The organism is Thioclava sp. 'Guangxiensis' (assembly GCF_045348365.1).
Classification (GTDB): domain Bacteria; phylum Pseudomonadota; class Alphaproteobacteria; order Rhodobacterales; family Rhodobacteraceae; genus Thioclava; species Thioclava kandeliae.
Genome location: NZ_CP155822.1, coordinates 2,188,157 through 2,208,369 on the forward strand (window position 1 = coordinate 2,188,157; position 20,213 = coordinate 2,208,369).

18 protein-coding genes and 3 pseudogenes are annotated in these 20,213 nt (G+C 55.3%); 13 read left to right on the forward strand and 8 right to left on the reverse strand.

Annotated elements, in window-relative coordinates:
* Positions 1–10: 10 nt before the first annotated feature.
* The 5 genes from ABEB22_RS10840 to ABEB22_RS10860 all read left to right on the forward strand — a co-directional run bounded on the left by ABEB22_RS10840 (position 11) and on the right by ABEB22_RS10860 (position 2,815).
* The gene (locus ABEB22_RS10840; RefSeq protein ID WP_406870271.1) at positions 11–337 is read left to right on the forward strand and encodes a hypothetical protein; all 327 of its coding nucleotides are present in this window, start codon (positions 11–13) and stop codon (positions 335–337) included.
* A 43-nt stretch (positions 338–380) separates the two neighbouring features.
* Positions 381–677, forward strand: coding sequence for a hypothetical protein (locus tag ABEB22_RS10845; protein WP_406870272.1), 297 nt, complete (start codon positions 381–383; stop codon positions 675–677).
* Complete coding sequence (locus tag ABEB22_RS10850; protein WP_406870273.1) at positions 674–1,165, forward strand: hypothetical protein; 492 nt, start codon at positions 674–676, stop codon at positions 1,163–1,165. Before ABEB22_RS10845 ends, ABEB22_RS10850 begins: the two co-directional genes overlap by 4 nt.
* Positions 1,166–1,742: 577 nt before the next feature.
* Complete coding sequence (locus ABEB22_RS10855; RefSeq protein ID WP_406870274.1) at positions 1,743–2,459, forward strand: lysozyme; 717 nt, start codon at positions 1,743–1,745, stop codon at positions 2,457–2,459.
* Entirely contained in the window at positions 2,441–2,815 is a 375-nt protein-coding gene (locus ABEB22_RS10860) for a hypothetical protein (protein WP_406870275.1), read from the forward strand. The genes ABEB22_RS10855 and ABEB22_RS10860 overlap by 19 nt, the downstream gene beginning before the upstream one ends.
* A 539-nt stretch (positions 2,816–3,354) precedes the next feature.
* On the opposite strand, the gene ABEB22_RS10865 is transcribed toward ABEB22_RS10860, so the two are convergent.
* The 3 genes from ABEB22_RS10865 to ABEB22_RS10875 form a co-directional block, all read right to left on the reverse strand.
* Positions 3,355–4,101: a hypothetical protein gene (locus ABEB22_RS10865; RefSeq protein WP_406870276.1), complete on the reverse strand. Its 747-nt coding sequence runs from the start codon at positions 4,099–4,101 to the stop codon at positions 3,355–3,357.
* Positions 4,102–4,596 (reverse strand): hypothetical protein, encoded by a 495-nt coding sequence (locus tag ABEB22_RS10870; RefSeq protein ID WP_406870277.1) that lies wholly within the window; start codon positions 4,594–4,596, stop codon positions 4,102–4,104. It lies immediately after the preceding gene.
* A 77-nt stretch (positions 4,597–4,673) separates the two neighbouring features.
* The gene (locus ABEB22_RS10875; RefSeq protein ID WP_406870278.1) at positions 4,674–5,540 is read right to left on the reverse strand and encodes a hypothetical protein; all 867 of its coding nucleotides are present in this window, start codon (positions 5,538–5,540) and stop codon (positions 4,674–4,676) included.
* Between the two features lie 459 nt (positions 5,541–5,999).
* Here ABEB22_RS10875 and ABEB22_RS10880 point away from each other — a divergent pair.
* The 4 genes from ABEB22_RS10880 to drt3b all read left to right on the forward strand — a co-directional run bounded on the left by ABEB22_RS10880 (position 6,000) and on the right by drt3b (position 11,827).
* Positions 6,000–7,126, forward strand: a protein-coding gene (locus ABEB22_RS10880) for an IS3 family transposase (protein ID WP_406870279.1) whose coding sequence is annotated in 2 segments (ribosomal slippage) — positions 6,000–6,264 and positions 6,264–7,126 — 1,128 coding nt in all. Because the reading frame shifts where the segments join, the coding sequence is not laid out codon by codon here.
* Positions 7,127–7,366: 240 nt separating this feature from the next.
* A complete protein-coding gene (locus ABEB22_RS10885) occupies positions 7,367–8,248 on the forward strand; it encodes a hypothetical protein (RefSeq protein WP_406870280.1) in 882 nt (293 codons plus the stop codon).
* A 350-nt stretch (positions 8,249–8,598) separates the two neighbouring features.
* Entirely contained in the window at positions 8,599–9,831 is a 1,233-nt protein-coding gene (drt3a, locus tag ABEB22_RS10890; protein ID WP_406870281.1) for an antiviral reverse transcriptase Drt3a, read from the forward strand.
* Positions 9,824–11,827, forward strand: a complete 2,004-nt coding sequence (drt3b, locus tag ABEB22_RS10895; RefSeq protein ID WP_406870282.1) for an antiviral reverse transcriptase Drt3b — start codon at positions 9,824–9,826, stop codon at positions 11,825–11,827. The genes drt3a and drt3b overlap by 8 nt, the downstream gene beginning before the upstream one ends.
* Before the next feature lie 337 nt (positions 11,828–12,164).
* Here the strand turns inward: drt3b and ABEB22_RS10900 are convergent, their stop codons facing one another.
* A complete protein-coding gene (locus ABEB22_RS10900; protein ID WP_406870283.1) occupies positions 12,165–13,286 on the reverse strand; it encodes an IS3 family transposase in 1,122 nt (373 codons plus the stop codon).
* 70 nt (positions 13,287–13,356) lie between these two features.
* Here ABEB22_RS10900 and ABEB22_RS10905 point away from each other — a divergent pair.
* Both ABEB22_RS10905 and ABEB22_RS10910 read left to right on the forward strand, forming a co-directional pair.
* Positions 13,357–14,067: pseudogene (locus tag ABEB22_RS10905) on the forward strand (IS5 family transposase); the annotation flags it as partial.
* 393 nt (positions 14,068–14,460) lie between these two features.
* Positions 14,461–15,327: a hypothetical protein gene (locus ABEB22_RS10910; protein WP_406870284.1), complete on the forward strand. Its 867-nt coding sequence runs from the start codon at positions 14,461–14,463 to the stop codon at positions 15,325–15,327.
* A 336-nt stretch (positions 15,328–15,663) separates the two neighbouring features.
* Here the strand turns inward: ABEB22_RS10910 and ABEB22_RS10915 are convergent, their stop codons facing one another.
* Positions 15,664–16,491 (reverse strand): oxidoreductase, encoded by an 828-nt coding sequence (locus ABEB22_RS10915; protein ID WP_406870285.1) that lies wholly within the window; start codon positions 16,489–16,491, stop codon positions 15,664–15,666.
* A 95-nt stretch (positions 16,492–16,586) separates the two neighbouring features.
* On the opposite strand from ABEB22_RS10915, the gene ABEB22_RS10920 reads away from it, so the two are divergent.
* Entirely contained in the window at positions 16,587–17,474 is an 888-nt protein-coding gene (locus ABEB22_RS10920; RefSeq protein ID WP_406870286.1) for an AraC family transcriptional regulator N-terminal domain-containing protein, read from the forward strand.
* 323 nt (positions 17,475–17,797) lie between these two features.
* On the opposite strand, the gene ABEB22_RS10925 is transcribed toward ABEB22_RS10920, so the two are convergent.
* Entirely contained in the window at positions 17,798–18,028 is a 231-nt protein-coding gene (locus ABEB22_RS10925; protein ID WP_350939229.1) for a hypothetical protein, read from the reverse strand.
* 41 nt (positions 18,029–18,069) lie between these two features.
* Between ABEB22_RS10925 and ABEB22_RS10930 the strand changes: the two are divergent.
* Positions 18,070–19,312 (forward strand): annotated as a pseudogene (locus ABEB22_RS10930) (IS3 family transposase).
* Positions 19,313–19,367: 55 nt separating this feature from the next.
* Here the strand turns inward: ABEB22_RS10930 and ABEB22_RS10935 are convergent.
* Together ABEB22_RS10935 and ABEB22_RS10940 are read right to left on the reverse strand one after the other, a co-directional pair.
* Positions 19,368–19,880 (reverse strand): annotated as a pseudogene (locus tag ABEB22_RS10935) (DDE-type integrase/transposase/recombinase); the annotation flags it as partial.
* 81 nt (positions 19,881–19,961) lie between these two features.
* Positions 19,962–20,156, reverse strand: a complete 195-nt coding sequence (locus ABEB22_RS10940) for a transposase (protein WP_406870287.1) — start codon at positions 20,154–20,156, stop codon at positions 19,962–19,964.
* Positions 20,157–20,213: the final 57 nt, after the last annotated feature.

A 20,213-nucleotide genomic window follows, 5' to 3' on the forward strand; every position in this document is an offset into this window, starting at 1 on the left:
GACTATCGATATGAACATCCTCTTTTCCCCCCAAGGGGGCAGCCTCTTGTCGGCTCTTTCCGCCGTGCTTGTCGATGGCGACACGCTGAGCGTCAACGGCACCGACTTCGATCTGACTGCGCTGGAATATGACGAAGAGACGGGTCTTGCTGGCTATATCCAGAGCGCCATACAGGCCGATGGCGAATGGACCGTCACGCTGCTTCTGCCGCTCACCGAGAATGCCTCCGAGGCGCAGCGCTTCCCCGCGCCGGTCAGCGTGACCAGCGGGCCGGTACCATTGCCAGAACCGCCTGAACCCGAGACCGAAGACTCGAGCGCCTATAACGCCGGATGACCCGCCCCAGAGGCGGGATTTTTTATGAGAAAACGAGGGGCGCATGTTCTCCAAACCTATCGAATACTGGGCGGTGCTGGTGGGCATGGTGATCTATGTCGCCACCCGCGACGCCGAGCGCGAGCCGCTCGTCAAGCGCCTCGCCAAGACCGCCGCCAGCGCCTTTCTGACCGTGGGCCTCTCGCCCTCGGTCGCGCCCTATGTGCGCGGCTCTGAGGTGCTGGCGGCCGTGGCGATCATGTCGGTCGGGCTCATCGTGCTCGATGTGCTCACCGCCATGGTGCAGGACCGCGAGTTCCTGAAGGCGATGATCCGCAAGAAGCTGGGGGGCGGTAAATGAGTGACCATATCAAAACCGCCATCCGCGCCAACCGCCTGCCGATCTGGGTGCTGGCGGCCATTATCGTGCTGGCCGTGGCCGAGCCGTGGATCCGGCAGGCGCAATCCTCGCGGCCCTGGCGCGACTTCACCGGCCAGACGCCCTTCGTGGCCGTCACCGTGACCGCGCAGAACGTCACGCCCGAAGGCCTGCAGCTGATGGGCGATATGGTCAAGCGCCGCTGCGAGTATCGCGGGCTTGCCGCCTATGTGGTGATCGGCGGCACCAGCTACCGCGCCGTGGTCGATACCTCGGCCGAGGAAGAGCTACGCCCACTGGGCTCACGCCCGCCCAACCGCCTCAAACAGCCTTGGGGCCCTTGGGAGATCGTCTGGCCGGCCGCGAAGGCCATCCCCGAGCGCTACGAGCTCTGGGCCTATCACCAGTGCCCGCGCGAGAAGACCGTGCAGGTGAACCTGTTTGCGTCAGGGAAGTGGGAGGGGAGGTAGGTGGGCGCGGCTGTCACCTGAGTAACGCCGCGCCCGTACATCAACAAAGCTACCGCTAACAGCTCCACGTTGAGGTAAGAATTTCAAAAGATCAATATAGTTGATATGTTAATTCATATAATCTGATATTGTTTATGCTTGTCTGATAAGGAATTGTTTTCATGATGATTTCAAAATGAAATAATTTATGACTTCCGTTCAGAAAGACGTAAAAAGACATAGCGTGTTTTGATCCATCGTTATTATTAGCGATACAATAATCACGAGAATACGATGGACGATTCATACCAGTTTACATGCGAAGACGGTGCCGGACGGCAATATGTTTTGTACGCACAGCGGCCCCGTAAAACGCGTGTTTTGCCATCAGGTAAAGTACTGAGTGTTGGTGGTCTTAAAAGCTACTATCTTGCTGATGGAACTGCCGTTTTGGACAATGGCGACGGATCGTTCAGCATTCAGTACGACCCCCCGATAGAGATCTACCGAAAGGGCTAAAGGGCCCTTTTATCTTGCAGCTTTGTTGCCAGCTCAGGCCCTACCGAAACGGTGGGGCCTTTTTTTATGGAGAAATAGAATGTTCAAACTCTTGCCCGACTGGCGCGAGGTGCTGCTGCGCGCGTGGTCGATCCGCCTCATTTTGCTGACGGCGGTGCTTTCTGGCCTTGAGGTCGTGGTCTCGCTTCTCGACGCCGATACGCTTGGTATCCCGCGTGGGGCTTTTGCAGCTTTGGCCGGCGTAATCTCGGTGGCGGCTATGGTCGCACGACTAGTCCAGCAGGCGGGCATCTGGTCGGAGGATATTGTGAACGACGAGAGCGGGGCGCTGCGTAAGCGCTATGCGGCGGGCGTGGCCAGTGTGGCGACGGCCATCGCGCTCGCGATCACTATGATCGCGCCTTGGGAAGGGAAGGAGCTGCGCGCCTATCGTGATATCATCGGCATCCCGACGATCTGTTTTGGCGAGACCGAAGGTGTGAAGATGGGCGATGTGGCGACCGAGGCCGAGTGCAGGACGCAGCTCGCCACGCGCGTGGCGCAGTTCGAGGCCGAGATCCGGCCCTGCTTGCCCGCAAGCCTGCCGGAGCGGACCCGCGCAGCTTTCATCAGTGCGGCCTATAATATCGGCTCGCGTGGCTTCTGCCGCTCGAGCATGTCGCGCCGCGCCTTGGCCGGCGATCTGCGCGGCGCCTGCGATGCGCTCCTGATGTGGAACAAGGCCGGTGGCCGCGTGGTGCGCGGCCTGACCAACCGGCGCAAGGCGGAGCGTGATCTATGCCTGTCCGGTCTCTGATCGCGGGCGCAGCCCTCCTGCTGATGATGGCGGTGAGCTTCGGGGCGGGGTGGTCCGTGCAGGGCTGGCGGCTCGACGCACAGCTCGCGGCCAAGCAGGGGGCATGGGATGCGGAGAAAGCCGCAGCGCTGATGGCGGAGCGTCAGCGCACCGCCCAAGCAATCCAGAAGGTCAATGCCGCTAATGCGGCGCTGGCCGAGGCAGAACGCGCCCTGACCATTGCGCAGGGTGAACGCGACACGGCCCAACGGAGGCTTATCGATGAAATTGAAGCTGACCCTGATCTTGGCGGCTCCGGCATTCCTGCTGGCCGCCTGCAGTCAATCCGCGACCACTGGGCAAATGGTGGCCGATGAAATGCCGCGCCCGCAGGTGGTGCTGCCAACCGCCGCCCGCATCCCATGTGCCTCTCCGGCGTCCCTTCTCTCGACAGGCGGGACGGTGGCTGATGACGCGGTGAGCATCACGCGGCTTGGGGATGAGCTGATCGCTTGTGATGGGCGGAGGAGGGTGGCGGTGGAGGCGTTTGATCATGCCGTAAAATGAAGTGAATAGTCCCATTCCGACCTTCGCCAGGTTTGGCTCTGTTGCTGTGTGGCTTCTTCGAAGCTGCCGTTCTTGGCTTAGTACAGAAAAATCCTGGGTTGAATATCGCTGATGCTGACGAAACGGTCATTCGCGGCAAGCGCTCGTTTCACGTTACGTCCGCAAGAATATCTGCAAACCGAGCGCGAAACGAATGTTCGCAGTTGTAGTGCCTGACGTCTCCTGCGGGGCCGGTTGCAGACTGATAATCTGTTGATCTGGCTGCGAAAACCGCCAGATGCCCGATTAGGCAGGCCTTTGCCAACGCAGTGGCCGAGTGTGGGAAAGTCCACCCGTTGCAGAAACGATGTCAACGAAATCCACCGCAGAGATTGTAGATCTCGGAAACAATCGCCTTGATCGCCACCACGTTACTGGTCGGCGTGACCGAGGAGTGGGCGCCCACGCCGTAGTGTTTGAGATAGGTAGCCGAGCTGTGATGAAGCTTCGTGGTCGTCAGAAGTGACAGACGCATGCGACGGGTCCGCGTGAGGTAATGATCACTGCCGCCCGTAGTCGTCAGTGTCAGTCTTTGCGCAGGCAACCAGGGGTCTAGGTCGATTGCGACGCCAATCAATGCGCGAGGGACGCCATGATCGAGCTTGTGTTTTTCGGTGTAGGCTTTGAGTTCGACCCCGACCAACGGTTGACCAGTAAACGGTCCGCCACCTTTGTCCCTGAGCGCCTTAGCTTCTCGCTTTGAGACAACGCTTAAGTCAAATTCATGTGTGCTGGTGCTGCCGCCGACGTAATTCAGGCCAAGATGGAGTTCGAGCCGGCAGCGGCGACCATATAGAGCAAAATGGCAGGGCCCACCGCCTTTACCTCCGCTAGGAGGCATGTTTGAGGGAGAGCCGCTAACTCGAAAAATCCGTTCGAAGTTCCCATCGCTGTCGAGCGGTAATACGTTCACGCCCCGTTTCTGAAGCCTCACAACTATCTCTAGCATGACCCAGACTTCGTAAGCCTTGCCTTTTGATGTCCCAAAGCTTGGCGCGATGATGCCGAGTGCGTTAGCAGAGTCGACCAGCTCATCTAAGACGTCCACAATCTCCATTCAGCGTTCTTTCAGTTTACCGATGGCATCACCGGCAGCATTGATTGCCCGATCCCACGCGTGAAGTGTATGTTTCAGTCGCTCGAGTCGAGCACCGGACAGCAAATTCTCCTCACCCACGCCTTCCTGTGAATAGAAGCCGGCCTCGTCGGGCATCACGAGAACAGCCGTGAAGGCGTCGAAGTCTCGTCTGTCAAGCAGGCTGGAAAGCTCACGCGCCAACGACTGGCTACTTTCAAGTAGCTCGATGTCTAACCGTAATCGCCCGCCGATAACCGCGTCGAGGATCTTCAACTGACGGTTCGCGCGCTTCCAATCTGTTTCTCGCGGCGACGGCGCAAGTGGATCCCGATCATCATCATCATCATCATCGAAGCGTGCGCGGTCTCCCTCAGCTGCGTCGAGACGCGCGAGCGCGCTGGTCCCGAGCGGCGCCAGCGGACACCGCATGACTGCGTTGAGAAGAGGCTGGAGGCGAGGATCAAGTTCGGCCATGAATAAACCTGGGTTATGCTGGTCTACGAATTACAAGCCACCGCAAACTCAGATAGATGCGCGGAGACGATTGGCGATTAAAGGGAGAAGCAGTTCACTCCGCGGAAGTCTTTCTGAGCGAACCTCTTCGACGGTATGGGACCAAGCTGCATTGCCGAGAATATGTATCCGTCGATCCAGTTCAGCGCTTCTGTAACAGCAGCGATGCACGCCGTTAAATCCTTGTTCGGGAACTTTGTCCCCGACAGAGTGCCTTGATGGATCAGGTCGTTTCGCATATTCCGGAAATCGGATGGCAAGGTAGGGAGGTTGAACCTCGACGCAGCAAAGTCCACCCGAAGGTTGAAGTTGTTTGTCGGTATGTTTGGGCGCGCTAGGGAGTTGGCCGTCGCCGCAATGACCTCGAGGATGGTAGTCGTGCTCAGAACGAGATCCTCAAGTGACCAGAAAGCCAATCCATCGAGGAAGTGATGTGCGATAAGACGGATCTTTTCAACCGCACCCTGTATAGTATACGCGCGAACGAACGCTTCCACAAGGTCGGCGAATTCGGCCGTGTCATTAGTCACCGGAAAGCCTGGGCCCATTGAGCGGGGACGAGGGAAATAGTGACCAACCGTAATAAACTTCACTTCCGAGGAGAAAAGACTTTTGGTGGGTGTTACACTCAGAGCAGTCAGGTAGCTGGCGGCTAAACATATGGGAATGAGTTCTTCACTCGCTGCGTTCACCGCTACAGCGCGGCTGCTCGTGTAGCAGCCGGTGAGCTCGATCGAGTAGGTCTCCGTCGTCTTGCCATTGTTTACTATCGCGGCCCTACCATCATTAAATCCCGAAGCCTTCCGCAACTCCCAGGACCCGGCGGGCGTATTGATTGTCAGTTGGTCAGGGTCGCCCGGAATGATTAAATTGGTCAGCCAATGGCCTATGAAGAAGCGTTCCATAACAATTCTATATCGTAAGTCTTATAACGATGCGACGCTCAATCGCGGCTCAGAGGATTTCTACACTTACCAAGGAACCAAGGGCAATAAAAACTGTCGCTGCAATGACGGCTATCGGTTCCATAGTTCACTTCCTGTGCTGTTTGCTTTACGGGCGGGAAGACAATGTTATTACATTAGTAAACAGCGGTAACTCTCGTCCTGCGCTCCGACGCTGCACCTACGAAATGCTGCATGTGCGTGGTGAGGTAAAAGGGGCTCGGAACGGCAATGCAACAAAACGGCAGCCCCACCACAAGGGCCGGGCCTCTGTGTCGACGTATTCGGCCCAGTCCGTTCGTGTGTTTGCCGGACTGGTATAGCTGCTACGATGTTTTCTCGCAGCGGCCATTGGTCTTGCCCCACTGAAGTGGTCCACCTTTTGGGATAGTTTATCCCGTATGATGGAGGACTACTTGGATGGCAGGCAAACGCGAGAAGCCGGAAGACATTGTCATGAAGCTGCGTCAGGTTGAGGTCTTGCAGGGTCAAGGCGCGAAGCTGGCAGATGCAGTTCGTCAGATTGGCGTGACCCAGCAGACCTATTACCGCTGGCGGCGTGAGTTTGGCGGGATGAACCGAAATCAGCTCAAGCGGCTGAAGGAGTTGGAACAGGAAAACACGCGGCTCCGGCGGGTCGTGTCGGATCTGACGCTCGACAAGCTGATCCTGACGGAGGCGGCAAGGGGAAACTTCTAAGCCCTTCGCGCCGCCGCCAATGCATTGACCACGTCCGGCAGGAACTGGGTGTTTCCGAACGCCGCTCCTGCCGGGCGCTTGGACAGTACAGATCAACCCAACGCAAGATCCCCGCAGGTCGTCAGGATGAGGCTTTGCTGACGGCCGACATCACCGAACTGGCGCGCAAATATGGACGGTATGGCTGTCGCCAGATCGCCGGTTTGTTGAACCAGGCGGGATGGTGCGTCAACCACAAGCGGGTCGAGCGGATTTGGCGGTGCGAGGGGCTTAAAGTGCCGCAGAAGCAGAAGAAACGTGGACGTCTCTGGCTGGCGGATGGCTCCTGCGTCCGGCTGCGGGCCGAGCGCCCGAACCATGTCTGGTCCTATGATTTCGTCCAGGACCGGACGGCAGACGGGCGGGCCTATCGGATGCTCAATATCGTCGATGAATTCACCCGAGAGGTGCTGGTGATCCGTGTCAAACGCAAGCTCAACTCGGTCGACGTCATCGATGCGCTGACCGATCTCTTCATCCTCCGTGGGCCGCCCGAGTTCATACGGTCCGACAACCGCCCCGAATTCATCGCGACCAAGCTGCGCAACTGGATCGAGGCGGTGGGCGCCAAAACGGCTTATATCGAGCCGGGTTCGCCCTGGGAGAACGGGTATGTGGAGAGCTTCAACGCCAGGCTTCGCGACGAGTTGCTTGATGGAGAGGTGATCTCTTCGCTGAGAGAGGCTCAGATACTAATCGAACGCTGGCGCCAGCATTACAACACGGTGCGCCCGCATAGTGCCTTGGGCTATCGCCCACCCGCACCGGAAAGCATCGTGCCAGTAGACCAAAGGCCCACGATGTACTAACTTTCAAACCGACCACTCAGGTGGGGCAGACCACTGGTGCCAGCATTACCACACCGTGCGCCCTCAGAGTTTCTTCGGATATCGCCCACCAGCACCCGAGAGCATTGCGCCCATAGACCAGAGTCCCGCGATGCAATAACTTTCAAATTGGACCACTCAAGTGGGGCAGATCAGAGTGACAATCAAATCGTGAGCTACAGCAAGCCATTCTACGTGGCCATAAAATAGAGGGCAAACATTATGACGTCTCTTGAAGATGTGAGAATCTGCGTAGAAAAGACTCATCAAAGTCTTGTAGGTTACCAACTTGCTGAGTTTGCGAAGTCGTCTCAGCTACGTGTTTACTTGTTTATTCTTCAGTCGTTGGTCGCCGTGCCAGCTGCGCTTTCGGTAGTTATCGTTGACGATACTTGGCTCTATTCTCTCGCGATCCTAGGCGCGGTGTTGTTGGTGGCTTGGTGGGTAGTAAGCCTGCTATACGAGAAGTCACGTGAAGCAGCGCAGACCGCTCGCCGGGCGTCCTTGCTTTCTGGAGCATTAGGAGAGACCTTTTCTGCCTACGAACTAATGGAATTGCGTCAACGTTTCACCGTCACTGAAGCGCAGGCGAACGCATACGAGAATCCCGAATATTATGCTACACAGCAGAAGCCGGGTGCTCATCGCCTGGCGGAGATGCTGGAAGAATCTGCTTTTTTTACATCGAATCTACAGAGTTTTAGCAGTAAAGTAATGGGATTTATCCTAATCGCCTTTGTCGTAGTAGCTGGCGGGCTCGCATTGACGTTGGGGATAAACCTAGACCGATCGTCATCAATCACGTTTGTTCGTATCGTCCTATCCGCCTTTGTGTTCGCTATGTCGTCCGACGTGTTTGGCGCCTTTCTTAAGCACCTTTCAGCGGCAGCGCGAACGGAGGCAATTAAAAGCCGTCTCGCGACATTACAACAACGCGACGCATCTTTGATCGATGTATTGCTGGTGATGACAGACTATAACTCTGCCGTTGAGAGTGCACCGGAGAGTGTTCCATTTGCCTTTAGGCTTAGAGAGGCGAAGCTGAATGCGCGGTGGGCAGAATACGTCGCTGACAAGGCCACCTCCAATGCCTTTAAAGAGTGAACGCGGAGCGCCGGCGCCGAGCTTCTTCAGGAGCAAGTGAGAGGTCAAGCAAGATCCGATAGCTCATCGCTCAGCCTGAACGCGAAAATATCCAATGCCAATACGACACATGCGTGCTGCTGCGCCCTTCGAACGCCCAAACAGACTGCGAAGAGAAGCATGATCGGGCGAAACGATCTTATCTAAGACTAAAAGGGATTGATCTAGGCAGCCAACTAGAGAAGCGGTCTTCGGTTTTTATCAAGAAACATCATGTTTTTTCGCTAAACGAACGTCGCCCTTTCTCTAACACTTCCCTTATAGCCATTGTTCGGCATAGGATTGGGGTGAGTTAGCAAAAGTGATATTTGATGTACGATCCCACATTTGGCAGCGCGGCACTTTCAAAGCACCTGAACAAAAGTGATTTTTTAAAGTATCCTGCATTGAGGAGCGAGCGGTATAAAGAAGCTTTGCTTAATCAGGCAGTCATTACAGCACAAAATGGTTTTTCCTTTCTGCCGTTGACGCGCAATGATTTGGCAGGCCGTACCATATACCAGATAAATGATCTAGCGAGCGATCTGGTGTTGCGAAAGGCCGCTCAGAACATTCGCAGGATCACAGCATCAAAGCAGGGAAGTCGTGTCGAGATAGTGCGTCGCCTGAAGTTGCTATGCGAAGAAGGGATGCCGTTCACTATCGCAAAGATGGACCTTAAGAATTTTTATCCATCCGTTGATCAAGAATTCCTATCAAGCCAACTTAGAAAACGGCTTATGACTGCTCCAAGCACGCGGTCCGTTATCAGCTCGCTAATCGACCAATTCAGACTCAATTCGGTGAGCGGCTTGCCTCCGGGCTTGGCAATCAGTGCGGAACTCAGTGAATTTTATTTGCAAGATTTCGACAAGAGAATGCGTGAGCAGCTAAACGCTCACTACTTTGCCCGGTATGTTGATGACATAATTCTAATCCTACCGGAATTGAGTAATCAGAAATTACTTAAGGTGCAAATTGAAGCGGCGTTGCCGACTGGGCTGAAATTGAACTTCTCCAAGACGAAGATTTACGTCTTCGGAAACGCAAAAAACAAGACGACATCCGTTGAGCATAGCTTTGATTATCTAGGCTTCAAGTTCAACGTCTACGAGACTGGGAGAGGAAAGCTTGTTGCTCGTAAAGTCGAATTGGATATCGCTTCGTCAAAGGTTAAAAAGAATAAGACTCGAATTGTGAAATCCCTACTCCAGTATTTGGCTGATGGAAATTTTGATGACCTCATAGATCGGGTCCGTATTTTGACCTGTGGCTATCAGTTTTTTGATGAAAGGCAGCAAAAGAAGCGCAGCGTAGGTCTGCAGCATACGTATAGCCTCATCAATAGTAGCGCACCGGCACTCGTTGAGCTTGATAAATTTTTCTTGGGAATGGTTCTATGCCGTTCGGGTACGATCGGAGGTAGGCTCGCACTGGCTCTGACAAATCGTCAAAGAAAAGAGCTTCTCAAGTACTCATTTGTTAGGGGAGTCGCCGATCGAGTCCATTTCCGTTTCAGTGCCGACCGGTTGGCGGACCTAATGGAGTGCTGGAAGTATGCGTAGCGATGGAAAGTCACGGGTTAGATTAAACCGAGCCGACAAATGGCGTGTAGTACTGACAGATACGTCGCCTTTTGAGGTACCTATAATTATAAGCAACGATGGTTTTTATAAAAACCTTCATAATGTAGCCACAAAATCGGCGCACTTTCAGGAGTTGTTTGACGCCCTTTTACTGGTTGACGACGGAAGTTACACTATTCCGCTAAGGTACAATATCGTTAAAGACTCTCGAAGTGTCAGAACTTTAAGCCTTCTGCATCCAAGAGGTCAGGTCATGTTGGCCGATTTTTATCATAAATATGAGGAGTTGATCTGCGAATACTCGGGGCGTGGACCGTTTTCCATACGAGCGCCGAAAAAAGTTGGTGGTTCGTTTTTTGTTCCATCCTCTGTTCAGGGTAAGAACCATTACAAGAACTCTACCGTGGACACAGTGGACCTAGATAGACTGGTGCGGAACCCTGCAAGTTACTTTGCATATTCAGGATTTCAGCGCCTTTACAAGTTTTTCGCTTCAAGTGACCATATCCGCTTGGAAAAAAAATTTCGATATCAGTTATCATTGGATATCAGTAAATGCTTTGACAGCATCTACACGCATTCCATGGCATGGGCGACGAGGGGTAAAGAAGAAGCGAAAGATAATACGCATGCTCTGAGTTTTGGAAATCAGTTCGACAAGGTAATGCAGAGGCTAAATCACAATGAAACTAGTGGTATCTGCATTGGTCCGGAGGTCAGTCGTATCTTTGCAGAAATTATTCTTGCAAAGGTGGATCAGAACGCCCGGAAGAACCTTGAGATGAGAAGCCCGCCGATACGCGACGGCGTCGATTACGAATGTAGACGGTACGTGGACAACTACTATGTCTTTAGCAATGACCTTGTGACGGTCGAGCAAGTCGAGCACGAGCTGTCACTCGCATTACAAGAGTACAACTTACACCTGAACATTGGGAAAAGAGAGCTCAACAAGCGGCCATTTTATACGAAAAAGTCACTGGTAATCGACGAAATCAATAAATCTCTTGGGGCTCATTGGGAAAAGCTCTTTGAGTCCGTTTCCTTGGCTGCGAGCGGTAAGAGGGTTCTGCAGCCGAAGTACATTTACAAATATCGATCGTTGTTTGGAAAGTTCACTAGAGAGGTTAAAGCAGCATGTTTTTCCTCCGAGCTTGGTTACGACGCAGTAGCAAACTATGTGATCGGCGCGGTCCGCCGTAAAGCCATTGATATAGCAGATGGATACGATGATCTCATTGCGTTAGAAAACAGTCCTGTTGTCGATCGGAACTACCGGCAAATGTTCTTTTTCCTGCTTGATGTCGGGTTTTACTTTTTCACGCTTCACCCTACGGTTGCCTCATCGCTCCGTCTGTCTCACGCCATCGTGCGCGCTGCGCAGCATTTACAGGAACATGATCCTGAAGGTTTCGACATTCTTAAAGAAGCCTCTCTTCGTTGGACATCACAATTGGCAAGCGCACCTAGTTTTGAAGGCTTGTTTTCAAAAAAATCGGTGATCCCAATCGAGATTCTTAATATTCTGGTTAGCCTTCAGCAATTTGGATGCGACGGGCAGTTGGAACACGAATTGATCTCACTCGCCAAATTGGACGGAAAGAGCAAAGGTTACTTTGAGTTGGTCGTAAAACTATTCATCTATGGCGATCGACCGGCGTTCTCACGACAGAGAAACGAAATTTGGTCCTCTATCTGTGACCGAATTTCGTCCGAGAAGTACTTGGGTAGAAACTCTGAAGCAGTGCATCTGTTTTTCGACTCCCTTGCTTGTCCTTATCTAGACAAGGCCAAAAGAGCTGAGTTGCTGAGAGCTTCGTGGAGCAGAATTGGCACAGTTTCGAAAGGTATCACTGTTGCCGAATCTGAAGCGCTAATCGACGAAATCCAAGAGCAAAATTGGTTTGTGCGATGGGATGGTATCGATCTACTGAACATGATTGAAAAGAAAGAGTTGAGCAGCGTTTACTCCTAGGATAACCTGAAATTGGATGTCAGCCGCGTTTTGCCGTAACTCGTTTTGCGGTATAGACGGGCGATCAAACTGCGGAGCGCGACCAAGTGTTGTACTTATGGATCGTACAATCCACGTAAGAGGTTGCCTTGAGCAGCAATGCACACACTTACTGTGGCTGGCATCTAAAATGTCAATTTTGTCTGTGTTTGTAAGGTTGGTTGCAACTATAGCGACCTGTTGGTCTGCCCCACCTGAGTGGTCCGGTTTGAAAGTTAGTGCATCGTGGGCCTTTGGTCTACTGAGGTGGTCCCCATTTCCCGGACAGTTTTGCGGCGCTGCTAAGCTTGCCTGTTGATCATGCCGCCGCCAGGAGGTCAGGGCCTTGGTGGGCCTCGACCGGTGTTCTGCCCCCGAGCGCCGAATGAGGGCGCTCGGTGTTGTAGAATTCGATCCACTTTCCGATGCCCTCCCGGGCTGCCGACCCGGTCTCGAAGGCGTGGAGATAGACGCATTCGTATTTCAGGGACCGCCATAGCCGTTCGATCATGACATTGTCCATCCAACGACCACGACCGTCCATCGAGACCTTCACCGTGGCATCGTGCAGGATCTGCGTGAAGCGCGGGCTGGTGAACTGGCTGCCCTGGTCCGTATTGAATATCTCGGGCCGGCCGTGCAGCTTGAGGGCATCTTCCAGCGCTTCGATGCAAAACTCGGTGTCCATCGTGTTCGACAGGCGCCAAGACAGAACCCGGCGCGTGCCCCAGTCCATGATCGCGACCAAGTAGAGGAACCCACGCCGCATGGGGATGTACGTGATGTCTGCACACCAAACGTGGTTTGGTCGTTCGATCACCAAGTCTCTGAGCAGGTATGGATATTTGCGGTGCTCCGGATGGGGCACCGTGGTTTTTGGTTTCTGGTAGACGGCACGCAGGCCCATACGCGCCATCAGCCGCCGGACGCGCTTGCGCCCGACGCAATAGCCTTGGTTGCGCAGGTGCCTCGCCATTTGGCGGCTGCCGTAGAACGGCGTTTCCATGAATTGCGCATCGATCAGTTTCATCAATGCCAAGTTCAGCGGCGCCTCCGTCCGGCCCGGCCCATACCATGCCGACCGGCTTATCCCGATCAGCGCGCATTGCCGAGTGATCGACAGCACCACGTGCCGCGGATCGATCATCTCTCGCCTCCGTGACATGCTCACCGTCCGGAGGCTTTGGCTAAAAAATCTCGTTCCACCACGAGTTGGCCGATCTTGGCGTGCAGCTTCTCGATCTCGCCGTCCTTCTCGGCGGCCTTCGCCTTGGCCTTGCCCGAGAAAATCCCGGACATGCCTTCGAGCGCCTGCCGCTTCCAGGTGTTGATGCACCCCGTGCTTCGCCACCAGCTCGGCGACCGTCAACTCGCCGCGGATGGCCTCGAGCGCCACCTTCGCCTTGAACTCGGCGCCATAATTCTTTCGTTTGCTAGCCACGCTGTTCTTCCTCGTCTTCGTTGGCGGCAAGCTTAGCAGTGTGTCCAGTTTTCGGGGACCACCTCACGTCGGGCTGGTGGCGAGCCTGATCGAAATGGCCGTGCTTGACTGGCCCATACCTGACTACTCGACGCTTTGCCGGCGTCAGGCCCGGATCAAGGTGCAGATCCCGTATCGATCCTCCGGTCAGCCGCTGAACCTGCTGGTCGACAGCACCGGCATCCGTTTCCGCGGCGATGGAGAATGGCTGGCGCGCAAACACGGTGCGACGCGTAGACGCGAATGGCGGAAGGTGCATCTGGCCATGGACACGGCCACCGGCGACATTCGCGCGGTCGAATTCACGTCGAGCAAGCATGGCGACAGCCCGATCCTGCCAGAGCTGCTGTCGCAGATCCCGACAGCGGAGGACATTGAGGCGGTTACTGCGGACGGGGCCTACGATACACGAAGATGCCATTCTGCGATCCTCGAACGCCGAGCGGAGCCGATCATTCCGATCCGCCGCAATGGCAGGGCCTGGAAGCCGGACTGCCCGGCAGCGACCTCAAGAAATGACATCCTCAAGGCGACACGCCGGTTAGGGCGATCGATCTGGAAGAAATGGGTCGGCTATCACATGCGAAGTCGCGTCGAGGCTCAAATAAACCGCCTGAAACTTTTCGGAGAACGGATCATGTCACGCGATCCCGACCGCCAGACCGCTGAAATCCAGACACGCATCGCCATCATGAACCGCTACTCGGCCCTTGCAGAGGCCGAGATCGAAGCCGTGGTCTGAAACCAGCGGGGAAAGGGGTGCCTTGTCATATCAGTCGATTAGCGCAACAACGCCCATCATGACCAATCTTGGAATGGTTCATGCTTCTAACTCTTTTATTAAAGCTCGACGTTCTTAATTTTAAGCTCGATGTGGTTTTACGGGAGGGCAGCAAGCTCTTCGCCTAGGCGGACTAAGTTCCCATGCCGTTACCGCCGCACCACATCGTTTTCTAGGTCGGTGATCTCGATACTGCTGCAGTTTGCATTGCTGAAATTTATTGTTTTAAGAACGTAAATTGGTGCTGCTTGCGTCGAAATTGGTGCGTTTAGGCCGCATGAAAGACTAAATCTTGCATATATATATTAAGAGTGCGAGGCTTTATCCAAAAGTAGTTCCTGTACAGAGAGTATTATGACAACGCTCGTCGCTTGGGTTTCATATCAGAACCGGAAGCCCTCCTGTCTAAACATTGCAAGCGATAGCAGATTTTCGTGGGGTAGCGATGCCATACACTGGGATTGTGGAAGGAAGATATTCTGGAGCAAGAACGGAAGCGAGATATTTGGATATGCGGGCGATGTCGTTTCACAAAGTAACATGCTATCGCAGTTATGCGAACTCGTAGATTACTCCACGATCATTGCTACTGAGGGCGACGCAGAGACGCGCCACTCCATATTTTTGGATCTTCTGAAGTCAGCATATGCCGCCCAAGTCGGTACGCAGCGGCGGCGAATGGTTACATTTCATGGTACAAGGCAGATTCTCATGAAAGCGCCACAAGACGAAGAAATATTGCCGCGTGAGTATGTGACCTTTCGACTTTGGCGGACATGCTATGAACCAACGAAGGATATTTGGTTGGACAAGGAGCATAAGTTCCCTGAGATTATTGATGATCGTAACATCGACAGAAATATCTTTCCGCAGCTTGCATTGGCTGCAGGAAGTGGAGGTGCTATCTTTCGGGCTGAACGAGACAAAAACTTTAGGAAATATGGGTACACCTCACGTGCTGTTTTTGCGGCCCTTATGTGCGCTATCGGTAAAGATGGTGACAAGCTTTCGGGTGGGCCTGCGCAAGCGGTCACACTCGGACTAACAGGGACACCCAAACCCATTGGATTTGTCATTGATGGCGAACGCTCAGTTGCTGGTATGCGACTCGGAGATTTAGGAGCCGGCGGTGAGATAGAGTGGAGAAACAGTAGTTTTGAGTACCTAGATAAAGTGAATCTCACTCTTGCACCGGGAGCTTCGCGGCACATCTATTGGTAGAAATGGGAGTCGCGCAGCGAAGGCTGGCTCCCTCCCTTTTTCGCGTGTTTCGAACGTTGCTCTGATCTGTCCCCTGCTGGTCCCTAATCTTGAGTCGATTGGCGTAAACACCAACCGGTAAGAAGTTGCAGCCGGATGAAAGACCCGTAGCAGGTGATAATCCCCCGATCTTAGGTGGTCTGCCCCACTTGAGTGGTCCAGTTTAAAGTTAGTGCATCGTGGGCCTTTGGTCTATGGGCACGATGCTCTCGGGGGCGGTTGGTCGATACATCTTGTCGCAAATACGGCAATCGAGCCGGGCGAGCAGAGATCACCTGACCCGACCATGTTAAGCCCTCAGCCGTCTGTCGAGCAGGTTACCACCTCCCAGTCCTCGATCTCCTGCAGCATCGACTGGAGGCGATTACGTACTAGGTTGAGCGCATCGCTGCCGAGTATGAGCTGCGGGGGAGGGTTGTCCGAATTTACGAGACCGAGGACGGCTTCAGCCAGCTTCTCGGGGTCGCCGAGCTGGGCGCCGTGTTTCTCCTGGCGCGCCTCGCGGATCGGATCGAAGAGGCTATCGTAGTCGGGGATCGAGCGCTCGGTCCGGATCATGGATCGTCCCGCCCAGTCGGTGCGGAAAGAGCCGGGACAGAGGGTCGTGACATGCACTCCGAACGGGGCCATCTCGCTGCGCATGACCTCGGAGATTCCCTGCAGCGCGAATTTGCTCCCACAGTAATAGGCGATCCCCGGCATGGTGATGAGGCCGCCCATCGAGGTGATATTGAGGATGAAGCCAGCACGGCGCGTCCGGAACCTCGGGAGAAACGCTTTGGCGATCGCCACGGCCCCGAAGACATTGACGTCGAACTGACGCCGCATCTCGGAGAGAGGGGATTCCTCCAGCACGCCCTCATGGCCGTAGCCGGCATTATTCACCAGAACATCGACCGGCCCGAAATCGGCCTCGGCCTGATCGACGATCCGGTCGATATTGTCGAATTCGGTGACGTCGCAAAGAACCGGATGCACGTCCGGAAGGCGCTCGAGAAGGGAGGTCCGCGCCGCCTCCGAGCGCACCGTGCCGATCACGTTATGTCCCGCATTGCGCGCCGCGCGGGCGATTGCAAAGCCGAAGCCCGAATTGGCGCCAGTGATGAAGAAGGTCTTGGTCGACATGAGCTGTCCTCGCTTGCATATTCTGATGGGGTGACAGATAGTCTGACCCAGTCGCGATAAATACGGCGGATTATCTACAAGAATTGCCCGATCCTATGAAATCTCATCCCCTTATCGATCAGGGGGCAAGGCTCGCCCCCCGCGCGGGCTATAATCCCACGGCTTTGCCAGGGCTGCGCATCCTACGGTCGGAAGCCGTGCTGGAGGATGTGCCGGTCCTCTATCGGCCGGGTGCGGTCTTCGTGCTGCAGGGCGCCAAGCAGGGCTTTCTGGACGGGAATGTCTATCGCTACGATGCCGATCACTATCTTGCCGTCTCGGTCCCCGTGCCGTTCCGGATGGCCTCGCAGGCGGATCCTGAAGAGCCTCTGCTGGCGCTCTATCTGGAATTCGACCTCCAGCTCGCCGCCGAGATTGCGGTCGCGCTGGAGGCGGTGGGCGAGCCGATGCCCGCGCAGGCGCGAAGCCTCGTCTCGAGCCCGCTGGAGCCGCGGATGCGGGAGTTGCTGGGCAGGGTTCTGGCCACGCTTTCGGATCCGCAGGAATGCGTGATCCTGGGCACGGGGCTTTTGCGGGAGCTGCATTACCGTGTGCTGGTGGGGCAACAAGGCAGTGCTTTGCGCGCGGCACTGCGCCAGCGGGGGCCAGCCGGCCGGATTGTCGAGAGCTTGGGGCGCATAAGGGAGGGTTTCATGGCGGGGCTTTCGGTGCCTGATCTGGCGGCCGGAGCCGGAATGAGTGTTCCGTCCTACCATGCCCATTTCAAGCAGCTGACGGGCACATCGCCGGTCCAGTATATCAAGGCGATGCGGCTGCACGAGGCGCGGCTGAGGATTGCGCGCAACCACGGCTCTATTGCCGGTGTCGCGATCGAGGTCGGCTATCAGAGCGCTTCGCAATTCAGCCGCGACTTCCGCAGATATTTCGGGCGTAGCGCGAAAGAGGAAGCGCGCTGGATGCGGGAGCACCTTGGAGAGACGTGATCAGGAGCGCGGTTTCGATTGCAAAAGGCAGCAAGGAACCGAGAAAAGGAATCAGCTGATTTGCCATTTTGTCATTGTTCCCAGATTGCCAGTTTGTACTCTATTTGTTCTTGGTGGAGAAATGGCCTAATGGCATGATTTCAATATATTTCGCCATAATTCAAAATCCGCTTCCGAGAGGAGTGCCGGTTCAAGTCCGGCCGCCCGTACCAAATTCAAAACATTGATGTTTTCGAGAGCGCGGCAGGGCCGTTATGCCTCTTGTTTTGTGGCTCTCAACAAGTCTCTCAACATTCCTGTTTCGGGCATGTTCTGTTCCAGCCTCAAATATCGCTCTTGTCCCGCATGGATTGCGCGATTTTGGCGCGCGCTTTCTGCCGGGCGGGGCCTGCATATTTTGCGACCATCGCTTTGGTCGTATGGCCCGAAACGGCCATGATCATATCATCGTCAAGGCCGAGCGCCCCGAGTTCGGCGCAAGCCGTATAGCGCAGACCGTGAAGGTCGTAATCCTCGGCCCCGATCTCTGGTTTTGCCCCACTGAAGTGGTCCACCTTTTGGGATAATTTATCCCGTATGATGGAGGACTACTTCGATGGCAGGCAAACGCGAAAAGCCGGAAGATATTGTCATGAAGCTGCGTCAGGTTGAGGTTTTGCAGGGCCAAGGCGCGAAACTGGCAGATGCGGTGCGCCAGATTGGCGGTGAGGCATGTGCCCGCCACTGGTTCGAGGGCCATGCCGAACCAACAAACCTACTACCGCTGGCGGCGTGAGTTTGGCGGGATGAACCGCATCAGCTCAAGCGACTGAAGGAACTCGAGAAAGAGAATACGCGGCTCAGGCGCGCCGTGTCGGATCTGACGCTCGACAAGCTGATCCTGACGGAGGGGGCAAAGATGAGGGGCGTGTAGCAAACCCTCCAGTGGAGGGTTTGTAGCCCGAACGCGCAGCCCTTCGGAGCTCGCAGCAATGTCGTCAGTGCATTGACCATGTCCGGCGGGAACTCGGCATCTCCGAACGCCGAGCCTGTCGGGCTTTAGGACAGCACCGGTCGACCCAACGCAAAATCCCGTCCGGTCGTCAGGACGAAGCGCTTTTGACGGCCGATATCACCGAACTGGCAAAGCAGTACGGACGGTATGGCTATCGCCAGATCACTGGCTTGTTGGTTCAAGCGGGCAGGTCGCGTCAATCACAAGCGGGTCGAGCGGATCTGGCCACGCGAAGGTCTTAAAGTGCCGCAAAAGCAGAAGAAACGTGGACGGCTCTGGCTGGCGGATGGCTCTTGCGTCCGGCTGCGGGCGGAGCGTCCGAACCATGTCTGGTTCTATGATTTCGTCCAAGACAAGACCGCGGACGGGCGAGCCTACCGCATACTCAACATTGTCGATGAATTCACCTAGGGACGGTGCTTGTGATCCGCGTCAAACGCAAGCTCAACTCGGTCGACGTCATCGACGCGCTGACCGATCTCTTCATCCTCCGTGGCCCGCCCGAGTTCATTCGGTCCGATAACGGACCTGAATTCATTGCCACCAAACTGCGCAACTGGATCGAGGCGGTGGGGGCTAAAACGGCCTATATCGAGCCGGGATCGCCCTGGGACTGAGGAGGATCAGCAAACAGTCTGGGGGACTGTTTGCCCGACGAAGGGTATGTGGAGAGCTTTAATGCTAGGCTTCGCGACGAATTGCTTGATGGGGAGGTGTTTTATTCGGCTCAAGAGAAGCCCAGATCCTGATCGAACGCTGGCGCCAGCATTACAACACGGTGCGCCCGCATAGCTCTTTGGGATATCGCCCACCAGCACCAGAAAGCATCGTGCCAGTAGACTAAAGCCCCACGATGCACTAACTTTTAAACTGGACCACTCAAGTGGGGCAGACCATTCCGGGCCATTGTCGACCCTGATCGTCTTGGGCGGGCCGCGCCATTCGATGATCTGGTTCAACGCTCGGACAACGCGCTCGGCGCGGAGCGAGAAGTCGATCTCGATCCCTAGGCCTTCGCGGTTGAAGTCGTCTAGGACGTTCAGCAGCCGGAACTGGCGACCGTCCCCGAGGCGGTCTGCCATGAAATACATCGACCAGACTTCGTTCGCGGCCTCTGGAACCGCCGACGCCTCTGGCTTGTCCCGCTTCAGCCGCTTGCTGGGCTTAATCCTGAGATTCAGCTCCAGCTCGCGGTAGATCCGGGATAGGCGCTTGTGGTTCCACCCGTGCCCTTGGACGTTGCGCATGTAGAGAAAACACAGGCCGAAGCCCCAGGTCTTCTTTGCCTTTGTCAGTCCGGGCAGCAGACCGGCAATCTGTTCGTTCTCGTCATCGAGCTTCGGGCTGTATCGAAAGCACGTCTCGCTGACATCGAAGGCCCGACACGCTAGCGCAATGCTGACGCCCTTCATCGCCACCGCTTTTACGGCCAACTCCCGGCGTTGAGTTGGCGACTTCAGGCCTTCTTGAGCAGATCATTCTGCATGCTGACGTCAGCATACATGCGCTTCAGGCGGCGATTCTCCTCCGCCATCGCCTTCATCTCGCTGACGATACTTGGCGCGCCACTTGTACAGTGTCGCGCTGCTCATCCCGTGCTCACGGCAAAGCTCGGCTGCTGGCACACCGCCTTCCACCTGGCGCAGCACGCCCATGATCTGGACCTCGGTGAAACGTGTGTTCTTCATCGGAATCTCCTCGTTCATCCTGCCGAGAAAATTCTACTTCCGCATTCCTTTAGGATC

Bases quoted from the DNA above. Each gene is read 5' to 3' on its own strand.
- ABEB22_RS10855 (WP_406870274.1), top strand. From the start codon at position 1,743: ATGTTCAAACTCTTGCCCGACTGGCGCGAGGTGCTGCTGCGCGCGTGG.
- ABEB22_RS10865 (WP_406870276.1), bottom strand. From the start codon at position 4,101: ATGGAGATTGTGGACGTCTTAGATGAGCTGGTCGACTCTGCTAACGCA.
- ABEB22_RS10920 (WP_406870286.1), top strand. From the start codon at position 16,587: ATGAAATCTCATCCCCTTATCGATCAGGGGGCAAGGCTCGCCCCCCGC.
- ABEB22_RS10840 (WP_406870271.1), top strand. From the start codon at position 11: ATGAACATCCTCTTTTCCCCCCAAGGGGGCAGCCTCTTGTCGGCTCTT.
- ABEB22_RS10910 (WP_406870284.1), top strand. From the start codon at position 14,461: ATGACAACGCTCGTCGCTTGGGTTTCATATCAGAACCGGAAGCCCTCC.
- ABEB22_RS10915 (WP_406870285.1), bottom strand. From the start codon at position 16,491: ATGTCGACCAAGACCTTCTTCATCACTGGCGCCAATTCGGGCTTCGGC.
- ABEB22_RS10885 (WP_406870280.1), top strand. From the start codon at position 7,367: ATGACGTCTCTTGAAGATGTGAGAATCTGCGTAGAAAAGACTCATCAA.
- drt3b (WP_406870282.1), top strand. From the start codon at position 9,824: ATGCGTAGCGATGGAAAGTCACGGGTTAGATTAAACCGAGCCGACAAA.
- drt3a (WP_406870281.1), top strand. From the start codon at position 8,599: ATGTACGATCCCACATTTGGCAGCGCGGCACTTTCAAAGCACCTGAAC.
- ABEB22_RS10875 (WP_406870278.1), bottom strand. From the start codon at position 5,540: ATGGAACGCTTCTTCATAGGCCATTGGCTGACCAATTTAATCATTCCG.
- ABEB22_RS10860 (WP_406870275.1), top strand. From the start codon at position 2,441: ATGCCTGTCCGGTCTCTGATCGCGGGCGCAGCCCTCCTGCTGATGATG.
- ABEB22_RS10845 (WP_406870272.1), top strand. From the start codon at position 381: ATGTTCTCCAAACCTATCGAATACTGGGCGGTGCTGGTGGGCATGGTG.
- ABEB22_RS10850 (WP_406870273.1), top strand. From the start codon at position 674: ATGAGTGACCATATCAAAACCGCCATCCGCGCCAACCGCCTGCCGATC.
- ABEB22_RS10940 (WP_406870287.1), bottom strand. From the start codon at position 20,156: ATGAAGAACACACGTTTCACCGAGGTCCAGATCATGGGCGTGCTGCGC.
- ABEB22_RS10870 (WP_406870277.1), bottom strand. From the start codon at position 4,596: ATGGCCGAACTTGATCCTCGCCTCCAGCCTCTTCTCAACGCAGTCATG.